Source organism: Faecalicatena contorta (assembly GCF_021531895.1).
Classification (GTDB): Bacteria; Bacillota; Clostridia; order Lachnospirales; family Lachnospiraceae; genus JAFBIX01.
Map to the genome: position 1 here is coordinate 1 of NZ_JAFBIX010000043.1, position 11,327 is coordinate 11,327.

Here is an 11,327-nt window from a genome sequence, read left to right on the forward strand (position 1 = left end):
GATTCAGTTAGTTATTCTGCCAGTTTTTTGACAATATCTTTACTATGATCGTTCGCTCTGCATGACGCGCAGGAATTCTCCCGGATGAGGAAGTTGCGGATTTGGGGGATGTCAGGCGAGAAGATGGATGGGATGGTTGCCGTTCGTTGGACAAGCGTTAGAATCCGTTACAGGAAAAGAAGCAGATATTTTGTGCGAAGATTTGGCTTCAAGCCAAATCTGAGAAGGCTGCTGAGCCTCGAAATCATCAAGATTTCGGGGTGAATCAGCCTGGTCACAAAATATCTGCTTCTTTTCCTGTTATGGATTCTTAGCGAAGGACTCCGCAATGGCAACCATCCCATCCATCCTCTCGCCGTACACACCCAATTACCTACTAACTAATCTAAATTCCCATTCTCTCATGCAACGAATAATAAACTTTATCGAAAGTTTCTTGCATTCCATCTCCTTTCGTGCAGGATACGATTTCATGTCGTGCTCCTTGCTTGTCAGTTAGAAACAATACTTTCCCGATATTTCCCTGAAGTCCGACTTCTATCTTCTGCATATCCGCCAACTGATACACACAGATATCACTCTTCTCCACAAGAACATAATCTTTTAAGATTATTAAACGATATTCTGGAATCTGCAGTGTCGAAGGATCTGCCAGTTGATGAAAGAATTCCTCTTTATCGGTAACCCCATCCAATTTAGATTTCAATGCTTTCTGTGATTTTATATTCATCACTGCCAGAAAAATTCCGACTAATGCCAGGACAATCGCTAACTTAACATTGGAAAACATGCATATCAATGCTACCGCCAGCAGGCTGATCCATACAATCATACCTGTCTTAAGTCTCTTTGCCCTCTCCTGGATAAAATCATAATATTTCTGCTGACCTGCCGTCTGGATATTCATCATTTTGGTCACTCTCTCTATTCTCCCGCCTTATATTCTATTTTCTATTAACGTACTTTCTCTGGAAATCCAACTTTTTTCTGAACTTTTCTCAATGTTTTATTTGCATAATACTGTGCTTTCTCAGCATTATTTTTAATAATACCATCAATATAAGCCTTGTCCTTTTCCAGACGTGCAACTTCATCCTGCAATGGCTTTAATACAGAAATCACAGCTTCTCCTACAGCGACCTTAAACTCACCATAACCCTTGCCATCAAATTCTTTTACAACTTCCTCCGGTCTCTTGCCTGTACATGCACTGTAAATATCAATCAGATTCTTTACACCTGGCTGTTCATCACGATATAAAATCTGTGCTTCAGAGTCCGTTACAGCACGCTTACATTTACGCATAATAGTGTCAGGATCATCCATCAGGTAAATACTTGCGTTTGGATTCTCATCAGACTTGGACATCTTCTTTGATGGATCCTGAAGGCTCATAATCTTAGCTCCTACTTTGCCGATATAAGCTTCTGGAATCGTAAAGACATCACCATAGATATTATTAAAACGCTCTGCAATATCTCTGGTCAGTTCCAGATGCTGCATCTGATCAATTCCTACCGGAACCACATCAGCCTGATACAGCAGGATATCCGCTGCCATCAATACCGGATATGTGAACAGACCTGCATTGATATTATCTGCATGCTTTGCAGCCTTATCCTTAAACTGCGTCATACGGTTAAGTTCTCCCATGTAAGTAAAACAATTCAGGATCCATGCCAGCTCTGCATGACCTGAAACATGGGACTGATAATAGATACAATTCTTCTCCGGATCCAGGCCTGCTGCAATATATAAAGTCAACAATGCTCTTGCTCTCTTTCTGAGCGTTGCCGGATCTTGTCTGACAGTAATAGAATGCATATCTACCACGCTGTAGAAGCATTCATATTCATTGCTTAAATTTACCCAATTCTTCAAAGCTCCCAGATAATTTCCCAATGTAAGGTTCCCGGTTGCCTGCATTCCGCTAAATAATACTTTTTTATCGTTAATCATTTTTCTTCCTCCACTCTCATCTTTCTTCCCATGGTTCTACTTCATCATTGTAATAGACCACATTTTCTGACAAAATCTCAGGGACATCGTCTGTTACCTGCACTTCTGTTACTGCACAGTTCCTATGTACGCCAATGCCCCAATACTCTGACAGAGGTTTACCCTTTATATAATTTAACATTCCCGCCAGTGCCGCACCGTGGGTTGAAATTAACACGTTGCTCTTCTGATATTGTTCTTTCTGGAAAAGTTCTTGTAAGAATTCCCCTGTACGCTTCTTTACTTCTGCGAAATTCTCTCCGCCCGGTGCCGGTACATAATTCTCCGGTTCATCAAAAAACCTGTGGAATTCTTCTGGAAGATTCCATCCACTCTTGGAACAGCACTTACCTTCATACTCTCCAAATGCCATCTCTATAATCCGGTCATCTTCTATAATTGGAATATCTCTTCCTTCCAGAATGATAGTTGCTGTCTCTTTCGCCCTGGATAATGGGCTGGAATAACACACGTCAAAAGGAATCTCTGCAAGACCTGTTGCTGTCTTTCTTGCTAACATCCGGCCAAATTCATCCAACGGAATATCGACCCGGCCTTGAATCCTTTTTTGCTTATTCCACTCCGTCTCTCCATGCCTTACAAAATATATCTTCATCATTAGCCTCCTTAACGTACCTTGTAAGTATAGCACATCTCCTTATGTTTTTCATAGCAAATTCACATAGAAAGTGTTATAATAGCTTAGAAAATAAAAAGGAGCCATGAATGTTATGGAAAAAATCACAAGTTTTACAATAGACCATATCCGCCTGATACCAGGACTCTATGTTTCTCGTATTGATCAGGTGGAAGGTCATCCCGTAACCACATTTGATATCCGTATGACCAGTCCGAACGATGAACCGGTTATGAATACCGCCGAAGTTCACACGATTGAGCATCTCGGTGCCACATTCCTGCGGAATCATAAAACATTTGCAAATAAGACTATTTACTTTGGACCAATGGGCTGCCGTACCGGATTTTATCTGCTTCTTTCCGGCAATTATGAATCCAAAGATATTGTTCCTCTGATGACCGAGATGTTTACCTTTATTGCAGAATTTGAGGGAGAAGTTCCCGGTGCCTGCGCCAAAGACTGTGGCAATTATCTGGACATGAATCTACCGATGGCAAAGTATCTGGCAAGCAGATATCTGAATCAAGTACTTCTGAATATCACTGACGAACAGTTACATTATCCAGAATAGACCAATATTCATAATATAAGAGTTCCAGCCGGAACTCTTTTTTCATCTCATAATCAGCTTTTTCCCAAACCAGACTCCGATCACACATCCTACTACACTCAAGAAGATATAGACAACTGCAACCCCTTTCTGATTTTGTTCCAGCAAAGTCAATGCCTCCAGTGAAAAAGTAGAAAATGTTGTAAATCCACCACATACTCCCGTCTTAAAAAAGAGCACCATATTCGGGCTGATTGTATCTTTACTGAAAGCAAGCCCTACGACCAGGCCAATGAGGATTGCACCTGCCAGATTCGTAATCAGTGTCAGCAGCGGGAATTCTCCTTTCCATGGCACAAGACTGATCACATAGCGCAAGATTGCCCCGACTGCTCCGCCACATCCCACCAAGAATAATTTATCCATATACTTTTTCCTCCTTCATAATATCCCCGCTCTTATATGGATGATTGTCATTCTATTGGTTCATGCAGGTAATCTGACACATTTCCATTGCTTTTAATGCATTCTTATGGCTTTCCGGTGTTACTCCAGCACAACATGAGGCATCAACAATCACTGGGACTTCCGGCAGAAATGCCTTTATCAACATAGCATTTGAAATAACACAGATATCTGTACAAAGTCCCACTAAGGTAACCGATTCAACTCCTGTCTCTCCTCTTTCTTTCAGTTCTGTATCTTGTGATTTCAATAACTGTCCAAGTACTGTAGAACCAAAAGTCGGCTTATCAATAGGCACTTCCTCACGCAAAGCTTCAATCTCGGCATTCAATTCCCATCCTTTGCTTCCTCTGATACAGTGCTCTACCGGAAGATTCTTTCCCTCCTGTGTTTCCAGATAATCCTTCTCATGTGTATCTCTGGTATAAAGAACTCTTCCCTTAAAATCCCGAATTTTTTCCACAACTTGCGGGACAATTGCTTCTGCTTCCTTTGTTCCCAATGCTCCGTTAATAAAATCATTCTGCATATCTACGACAACTAAAATATCCATGCTGTAGTCTCCTTCCGTAATTCACTCTTGTTTTCATTATATACAAGATTTTTCAGAAATCAAACTTTACTTGTATTTTACAGAATTCGTGATTGAATTTTTCACAGCCACGCCATAATATAATTGATAGAAAGAATACGAAATGAGGTTATCATATGCCATCTACTTATACACATTACAGATTTGGAAGAGATGTCCTGGTCACTTTGCCGGTTCAACTGCAACAACAGATTGAGTCTTATCGTCAGTTATATGATATCGGTCTGCACGGTCCCGACATTCTTTTTTATTATCATCCACTACGTACCAATCCGATCAATCAGATTGGGTACCAGATGCACGACGAACCTGCCGCACAATTTTTTACACAAAATGCTACTGCGTGGAAATATGCCTTAAATCAAGACGCACTTGAATCCTATCTTTATGGGTTTGTCTGTCATTTTATTCTGGATAGTATCTGTCACCCTTATATTGAAAAAATGATCTACATAAGCAAGATCAGCCACTCTGAGATTGAAACAGAATTAGACCGTTTTTTCATGGAAAAAGACAACCGTGATCCAAAGACCTATGTCCCGATTCAGCATATTTATCCCAATAAAAGCAATGCCAAAATCATTGCCCCATGCTTTTCCACTTTGACTGTAGACAATATTCAAACTGCTTTAAGAGGAATGATTCAAACTCATCATTTGCTGCATGCCCCTCATTACCCGAAACGCGCCTTGCTTCTGAATGCCATGAAACTTATCGGTCATTATGATTCTATGCATGGTCTGATAATGAATCCTTTTCCCAATGCCTCTTGCCACAACTATTGTCTTTTATTAAACCGTTTGTATCATGACGCTATACAGTCTGCAGCTGACGCTATTTTACAATATCAGAGAGTTTTAAAGGATAATGCTTCGCTTCCTTCTTATTTTCAACATACTTTTGGTGCCGGAGATAACTGGAAACAAAAAATCATATCCTTGTAGAAACCATTAAACAGAAAGGAAACATATATGAAATTTAAACTTACCACTTTAGAAAAACAATGGATACTTTACGATGTCGGCAATTCCGCTTTCGTTCTTCTTGTCTCTACCATCCTGCCGATCTACTTTAACTATCTTGGAGACAAGGCAGGCTTATCTTCTGTAGATTATCTGGCTTAATGGGGTTATGCCGTCTCTGTTTCTACATTGATTGTCGCTTTTCTAGGACCAGTGTTAGGTAGTATTGCCGATGTCCAGAATTATAAGAAACGTCTTTTTGCCGGCTCTATGATTCTTGGCGTGATCAGCTGTATCCTGCTGGGAATTGCTCCATCCTGGCTCTGGTTTCTTTGCATTTTTGTCGTTGCTAAGACAGCTTACTCTGTCAGTTTGATCTTCTATGATGCTATGCTTACGGATGTTACGACCGATGAACGTATGGATACCGTATCTTCAAACGGGTATGCCTGGGGTTATATTGGAAGTTGTATTCCTTTTATCTTATCACTTCTTGTTGTATTAAATTACGATAAGCTAAATCTTGCTATGTCACATGCAATGTTCATAGCATTTCTTATAACGGGATCATGGTGGCTGATATCTTCTCTGCCGCTTCTGCAAAATTACAAACAAACATATTATATTTCTATGCAAGAACATATAGTACACAATAGTTTTTCACGTCTGGGCAGGACATTTAGCGAAATTACCAGGGATAAGAAAATTCTTTTTTTTCTCCTGGCATTCTTCTTTTACATTGATGGGGTTTATACCATTATTGATATGGCAACCGCTTACGGCCAGTCACTTGGATTGGACAGTACTGGATTATTACTGGCGCTTTTGCTGACTCAGATTGTGGCATTTCCTTGTGCGCTGATCTTTGGATCTTTATCTAAGAAAGCCTCGTCTGTAACCTTAATAAAAATCTGCATTTTAGCTTACACAGGTATTGCCTTATATGCCATCAAATTAGATACACAGCTTGATTTTTGGATTCTGGCTGTATTGGTAGGAATGTTCCAGGGCGCTATACAGGCACTTTCTCGCTCTTACTTTGCACAGATTATTCCAGCTGAAAAATCTGGTGAATATTTTGGAATTATGGATATCTGCGGAAAAGGAGCCTCCTTCTTTGGCACTTTCCTGGTATCATTTATCAGTCAGTTAAGTGGAAGTACCAATGCAGGTGTCGGCTCCCTTTCAGTTATGTTCCTTCTTGGCTTTTTCTTCTTCGGTCAGGCTGCTAAATATCAGACCAACAGAAAATAAATATTCTATATCGGACAATTATTCCATACTTCCAGGGAATTTGGGGATTCCATCGAATCCGATCTGAAGATCTGCATCCGTTGGAATATAATCACTCATTTCTCCGTTATGGAATTTTTCATAGGCAACCATATCAAAATATCCGGTACCAGTCAGGCCAAACACTATTGTTTTTTCTTCACCTGTCTCTTTGCACTTCAATGCCTCATCAATAGCAACTTTAATAGCATGGCTGCTTTCTGGTGCCGGAAGAATACCTTCTACTCTTGCAAATTGTTCAGCTGCCTTAAACACGGATGTCTGTTCCACGGATCTAGCCTCCATATATCCATCTGCATACAATTGTGACAAGATAGAACTCATACCATGATATCGCAATCCACCAGCATGGTTTGGAGATGGAATAAATCCACTGCCTAATGTGTACATTTTCGCCAGTGGGCAGACCATTCCGGTATCGCAGAAATCATATGCGTACACACCTCTGGTAAGACTTGGACAAGATGCAGGTTCAACTGCAATAAACTGATAATCCTTTTCTCCTCTTAATTTTTCTCCCATAAATGGAGATATCAATCCTCCAAGATTGGAGCCTCCTCCGGCGCATCCAATGATAATATCTGGTTCGATTCCATATTTATCCAAAGCCGTCTTTGTTTCCACTCCTATGACAGACTGATGCAGTAATACCTGATTCAGCACACTTCCCAATACATATCTGTATCCTTCGCTTCCCACTGCAACTTCAACTGCTTCCGAAATGGCACAGCCAAGACTTCCTGTTGTTCCCGGATGCTCTGCCAGAATCTTTTTACCAACCTCTGTCTCCATAGATGGAGATGGTGTTACACTTGCACCATACGTACGCATAACTTCACGGCGGAAAGGCTTCTGTTCATAAGAACATTTTACCATGAATACTTTACAGTCCAGATTCAGGTAAGCACATGCCATAGAAAGAGCGGTCCCCCACTGACCTGCTCCGGTCTCCGTTGTAACACCCTTAAGCCCTTGTTTCTTGGCATAATATGCCTGCGCAATTGCTGAATTCAGCTTATGGCTTCCGCTTGTATTATTTCCTTCAAACTTATAATAGATCTTTGCCGGTGTCTGTAACTGCTTTTCCAGGCAATATGCTCTGACCAACGGTGACGGACGATACATTTTATAAAAATCCTGTATCTCCTGTGGAATATCAATATAACGGTTATCATTATCCAATTCCTGCTTTACCAGTTCCTCGCAAAATACGCCAGATAGTTCTTCTGCCGTCATTGGCTGTAACGTTCCCGGATTCAAAAGTGGTGCCGGTTTATTCTTCATGTCTGCACGTACATTATACCATTGCTTCGGCATCTCACTCTCTTCAAGATAGATTTTGTAAGGGATTTTGTTTTCTTGCATTTTTCTGTTCTCCTTTCATTCATAAGTGTCTGGGAACAGGGCAGCTTAAATTCTAATAAAATAAAAAATACCCTTATCCCATACAATTGTTATTGCAGGGACAAGAGTAGTATAAATCAACTCCTGCGGTGCCACCCGGCTTGATATGCACTTCATGCATACCCTCTCATGCGTACCATCATACGCGTACTTTGTTAACGGAGTAATCTCTCCGGCTTGCCTACTCTGCTATGATCATCCATTTCAGCTCGCCCTCGGAAGCCCATTCCCGATAGCTTTAACCTACCGCAATCCCACCACCTGCGGCTCTCTGTATGGCAAATATCTGTCAGTACTTACTCTTCCTCATCAGTTTAGTAAAACTTTACCACGATAACTTGCGAATGTCAATAGAGGAGAGGTGAATTTTTTTAATTCCTTTCCTCTATTAGAAAAAGCTGGATACCTGACGTACCCAGCCTTTCTGTAAATCTTTTCCTAAATTATGCTAATTTGCTCTTTGCAAGCTCAGCAAGTGTAGCAAATCCAGCCGCATCATTAACAGCCATCTCTGCCAGCATCTTTCTGTTCATATCAACATTAGCCAGTTTTAAACCATGCATAAACTTGCTGTATGATAATCCATTCATTCTTGCAGCTGCATTGATACGTGCAATCCATAACTGACGCATCTGACGTTTGCGCTGTTTTCTTCCTGCATAAGAAGATGTAAGAGCTCTCATAACAGACTGTTTTGCAACTCTGTACTGTTTAGAACGTGCTCCTCTGTATCCTTTTGCTAACTTTAATGTTCTATTATGTTTCTTTTTAGCGTTCATTCCGCCTTTGATTCTTGCCATGTCTTATTTCCTCCTTCAATACTTTCCCAATATCTTACAGATATGGTAATACTTTCTTCATGTTCTTTACATTTGTTGCATCAGTAATGATTGGTTTTCTAAGATTTCTTTTTCTCTTTGTAGATTTCTTAGTTAAGATATGGCTCTTGTAAGCTTTATTTCTTTTTAATTTTCCTGTACCTGTTTTTTTGAAGCGCTTTGCAGCTGCTCTATTTGTTTTGATCTTTGGCATAATAAATTTCCTCCTTAAAATTTATAAATATATTTTTAACGTTTTTCAGTTAAAACCATGCTCATACTTCTGCCTTCCAATTTAGCAGGTTTTTCAACAACTGCAACATCTGCAAGTAATTCTGCGAAATCATCCAGAATATGTTTGCTCTGCTGCATATGTGCCATCTCACGTCCTCTGAAACGCAGAGTAACCTTTACTTTATTTCCTTTTGAGATGAATTTCTTTGCATTATTGACCTTTGTATTAAGATCGTTGGTCTCAATATTTGGTGAAAGACGCACTTCCTTCACTTCAACGGTTTTCTGTTTCTTCTTTGCCTCTTTTTCCTTTCTTGCAAGCTCATATCTGTATTTTCCATAGTCAATAATCTTGCAAACTGGCGGCTGAGCCTTCGGAGCAATCTTTACAAGATCCAGTTCTGCCTCCTGAGCAATCTTCATTGCTTCTCTCGGGGACATTATACCCAACTGTTCTCCGTCTTCTCCAATAACTCTTATTTCTTTGTCTCTGATCTGCCCGTTAATCATTAAATCGCTAATTGTCGCGCACCCCCATCATAAAATAAATAAAAATAAGTGAATAGTTTTTCGACTATCCACTTTACATATCTGCACAAAATGATCTATAATAACAAGAACTTCTATACTCAATATCAAACCAATAGTCACCCAATTGTGCTATGGTGAGAGTGGATACTCTACTTTCTTTTTTGCCTCACGCATTATCTAATTTATCATATATATTTTTATGTGTCAATATCTATTTTCACAATTTTTTTTGCATATTTAAAGATTTTTCGTTCATATTTCTTAATTATTCTTGAAAAAATTATGCTTTCATGCCATAATAGGGCATGTTCTATATTTTGGAATGTCAGTTTTATATTTTTGAGGAGGTTTTTTTATATGAATAGCAGGAGTAACTTTTCCAGTAAACTGGGATTTGTTCTGGCCGCTGCTGGCTCTGCAGTAGGTCTGGGAAACATCTGGCGATTCCCTTACCTTGCTGCCAAATATGGTGGAGGAACATTCCTATTAATTTATCTGATTCTAGCAATCACTTTCGGATTTACCCTTATGATTGCCGAGATCGCATTGGGACGCAAAACAGGATTAAGCGCTATTGGAGCATTCAAATCCCTGGATAAGCGTTTTGGATTTCTAGGAATTTTAGCATCTCTCGTTCCAATCATTATATTCCCATACTATTCTGTAATCGGAGGATGGGTCATCAAATACTTTGCAGTATTTATAAGTGGCGGTGTTCAGGCATCCGCAGGAGATACTTACTTTACTGACTTCATCAGCGGTTCTGTTGAACCAATCGGATGGTTCTTCTTATTCATGGCATTCACTGCTGTGATCGTTTTATGCGGTGTAGAAAAGGGAATTGAAAAAGTTAGTAAGATTATGATGCCGATTCTGGTCATTCTTACTATCATCATCGCAGTATATGGTCTTACATTAGATGGTGCTATGGAAGGTCTTATCTACTACATAAAGCCACATATGTCCGATGTATCCGCCAAAACAATTCTGGCTGCTATGGGACAGCTCTTCTATTCTATGTCTCTGGCAATGGGTATCATGATCACATATGGTTCTTATATGAAAAAAGAAAATAATCTGGAGAGCTCTGTTCGTCAAATAGAAATCTTTGATACTGGAATCGCTTTCCTGGCAGGCCTGATGATCATCCCTGCTGTATTTGCTTTCTCCGGCGGCGACCGTTCTATGTTAAATGCCGGTCCTGGACTTATGTTCATGACGCTTCCAAAGGTATTCGCAAGCATGAGATTCGGCGGTGTTATCGGAACAATCTTCTTTGTTCTCGTATTTTTCGCAGCCCTTACTTCTGCAATCTCTCTGATGGAGACTATCGTATCCGTTTTCATGGATAAATTTGGATGGAAACGTAGATTTACCGGTATTTTCGTTGCAGTATTAGCATGTATTATGGGAATTCCTTCTTCTCTTGGTTTCGGACCATTAAGCTTCATCAGTTGGATGGGAATGTCAGTACTGGATATCATGGACTTTATCAGCAACAGTGTATTAATGCCAATTGTTGCATTCTTTACTTGCATTTTTGTTGGTTTCACCATCAAGCCAAAAACAATTTCCGATGAAGTAAAGGCAACCGATGGAACTTTCAAGGCAGAAAAAATGTTCAATGTCATTATTAAATGGGTTGCTCCAGTCTTCCTCGTACTGATTCTAATAAGTTCCGTAGCAAGCGCACTCGGATTGTTCACAATTTAAATGGGAATTTAGATGAGTAAATTTTGTGATTGAGGAGTGCACGGCGCAAGGGAGTTGGATCGGTTGGTCTGTATCTGGTATCCTTCGCTGAGAATCCATAACAGAAAAAAGAACTGCAATTTCGTGA

Annotated in this window: 12 protein-coding genes and 1 pseudogene; 4 read left to right on the top strand and 9 right to left on the bottom strand. The window is 40.0% G+C overall.

The features are described from left to right. Nucleotides 1–385 precede the first annotated feature (385 nt). The 3 genes from JQM81_RS12685 to JQM81_RS12695 are packed head-to-tail and all read right to left on the bottom strand — an operon-like array spanning nucleotide 386 to nucleotide 2,614. Nucleotides 386–910: a hypothetical protein gene (locus JQM81_RS12685; protein WP_235234140.1), complete on the bottom strand. Its 525-nt coding sequence runs from the start codon at nucleotides 908–910 to the stop codon at nucleotides 386–388. Between the two features lie 44 nt (nucleotides 911–954). Continuing rightward, the gene (gene trpS, locus JQM81_RS12690) at nucleotides 955–1,959 is read right to left on the bottom strand and encodes a tryptophan--tRNA ligase (RefSeq protein ID WP_235234124.1); all 1,005 of its coding nucleotides are present in this window, start codon (nucleotides 1,957–1,959) and stop codon (nucleotides 955–957) included. Between the two features lie 16 nt (nucleotides 1,960–1,975). Then, entirely contained in the window at nucleotides 1,976–2,614 is a 639-nt protein-coding gene (locus JQM81_RS12695; protein ID WP_235234125.1) for a histidine phosphatase family protein, read from the bottom strand. A gap of 115 nt (nucleotides 2,615–2,729) precedes the next feature. Here JQM81_RS12695 and JQM81_RS12700 point away from each other — a divergent pair, with 115 nt between their 5' ends. Then, on the top strand, nucleotides 2,730–3,209 hold the full coding sequence (locus tag JQM81_RS12700; RefSeq protein WP_235234126.1) for an S-ribosylhomocysteine lyase: 480 nt from the start codon (nucleotides 2,730–2,732) through the stop codon (nucleotides 3,207–3,209). 42 nt (nucleotides 3,210–3,251) lie between these two features. Here the strand turns inward: JQM81_RS12700 and crcB are convergent, their stop codons facing one another. Further along, a complete protein-coding gene (gene crcB / locus JQM81_RS12705; protein WP_235234127.1) occupies nucleotides 3,252–3,614 on the bottom strand; it encodes a fluoride efflux transporter CrcB in 363 nt (120 codons plus the stop codon). A gap of 52 nt (nucleotides 3,615–3,666) precedes the next feature. Beyond that, a complete protein-coding gene (locus JQM81_RS12710) occupies nucleotides 3,667–4,206 on the bottom strand; it encodes a cysteine hydrolase family protein (protein WP_235234129.1) in 540 nt (179 codons plus the stop codon). A 155-nt stretch (nucleotides 4,207–4,361) separates the two neighbouring features. Between JQM81_RS12710 and JQM81_RS12715 the strand changes: the two genes are divergently transcribed. Beyond that, the gene (locus JQM81_RS12715; protein WP_235234130.1) at nucleotides 4,362–5,189 is read left to right on the top strand and encodes a zinc dependent phospholipase C family protein; all 828 of its coding nucleotides are present in this window, start codon (nucleotides 4,362–4,364) and stop codon (nucleotides 5,187–5,189) included. Nucleotides 5,190–5,216: 27 nt separating this feature from the next. Beyond that, nucleotides 5,217–6,461 (top strand): annotated as a pseudogene (locus JQM81_RS12720) (MFS transporter). Nucleotides 6,462–6,479: 18 nt separating this feature from the next. Here the strand turns inward: JQM81_RS12720 and JQM81_RS12725 are convergent. The 4 genes from JQM81_RS12725 to infC form a co-directional block, all read right to left on the bottom strand. Beyond that, on the bottom strand, nucleotides 6,480–7,865 hold the full coding sequence (locus tag JQM81_RS12725; RefSeq protein ID WP_235234132.1) for a TrpB-like pyridoxal phosphate-dependent enzyme: 1,386 nt from the start codon (nucleotides 7,863–7,865) through the stop codon (nucleotides 6,480–6,482). A 482-nt stretch (nucleotides 7,866–8,347) separates the two neighbouring features. Continuing rightward, nucleotides 8,348–8,704, bottom strand: coding sequence for a 50S ribosomal protein L20 (rplT, locus tag JQM81_RS12730; protein ID WP_235234134.1), 357 nt, complete (start codon nucleotides 8,702–8,704; stop codon nucleotides 8,348–8,350). Nucleotides 8,705–8,738: 34 nt separating this feature from the next. After that, nucleotides 8,739–8,936: a 50S ribosomal protein L35 gene (gene rpmI, locus JQM81_RS12735; protein ID WP_004606643.1), complete on the bottom strand. Its 198-nt coding sequence runs from the start codon at nucleotides 8,934–8,936 to the stop codon at nucleotides 8,739–8,741. A 35-nt stretch (nucleotides 8,937–8,971) separates the two neighbouring features. Then, a complete protein-coding gene (gene infC / locus JQM81_RS12740; protein ID WP_235234136.1) occupies nucleotides 8,972–9,466 on the bottom strand; it encodes a translation initiation factor IF-3 in 495 nt (164 codons plus the stop codon). A gap of 378 nt (nucleotides 9,467–9,844) precedes the next feature. Here infC and JQM81_RS12745 point away from each other — a divergent pair, with 378 nt between their 5' ends. After that, entirely contained in the window at nucleotides 9,845–11,200 is a 1,356-nt protein-coding gene (locus tag JQM81_RS12745) for a sodium-dependent transporter (protein ID WP_235234137.1), read from the top strand. The last annotated feature ends 127 nt before the right edge of the window (nucleotides 11,201–11,327 follow it).

What these genes read in the sequence shown, in the direction of transcription:
- JQM81_RS12710 (WP_235234129.1), bottom strand. Translation starts at nt 4,206, where the DNA reads ATGGATATTTTAGTTGTCGTAGATATGCAGAATGATTTTATTAACGGA.
- JQM81_RS12685 (WP_235234140.1), bottom strand. Translation starts at nt 910, where the DNA reads ATGATGAATATCCAGACGGCAGGTCAGCAGAAATATTATGATTTTATC.
- JQM81_RS12695 (WP_235234125.1), bottom strand. Translation starts at nt 2,614, where the DNA reads ATGAAGATATATTTTGTAAGGCATGGAGAGACGGAGTGGAATAAGCAA.
- rpmI (WP_004606643.1), bottom strand. Translation starts at nt 8,936, where the DNA reads ATGCCAAAGATCAAAACAAATAGAGCAGCTGCAAAGCGCTTCAAAAAA.
- JQM81_RS12700 (WP_235234126.1), top strand. Translation starts at nt 2,730, where the DNA reads ATGGAAAAAATCACAAGTTTTACAATAGACCATATCCGCCTGATACCA.
- rplT (WP_235234134.1), bottom strand. Translation starts at nt 8,704, where the DNA reads ATGGCAAGAATCAAAGGCGGAATGAACGCTAAAAAGAAACATAATAGA.
- crcB (WP_235234127.1), bottom strand. Translation starts at nt 3,614, where the DNA reads ATGGATAAATTATTCTTGGTGGGATGTGGCGGAGCAGTCGGGGCAATC.
- JQM81_RS12725 (WP_235234132.1), bottom strand. Translation starts at nt 7,865, where the DNA reads ATGCAAGAAAACAAAATCCCTTACAAAATCTATCTTGAAGAGAGTGAG.
- JQM81_RS12745 (WP_235234137.1), top strand. Translation starts at nt 9,845, where the DNA reads ATGAATAGCAGGAGTAACTTTTCCAGTAAACTGGGATTTGTTCTGGCC.
- infC (WP_235234136.1), bottom strand. Translation starts at nt 9,466, where the DNA reads ATGATTAACGGGCAGATCAGAGACAAAGAAATAAGAGTTATTGGAGAA.
- JQM81_RS12715 (WP_235234130.1), top strand. Translation starts at nt 4,362, where the DNA reads ATGCCATCTACTTATACACATTACAGATTTGGAAGAGATGTCCTGGTC.
- trpS (WP_235234124.1), bottom strand. Translation starts at nt 1,959, where the DNA reads ATGATTAACGATAAAAAAGTATTATTTAGCGGAATGCAGGCAACCGGG.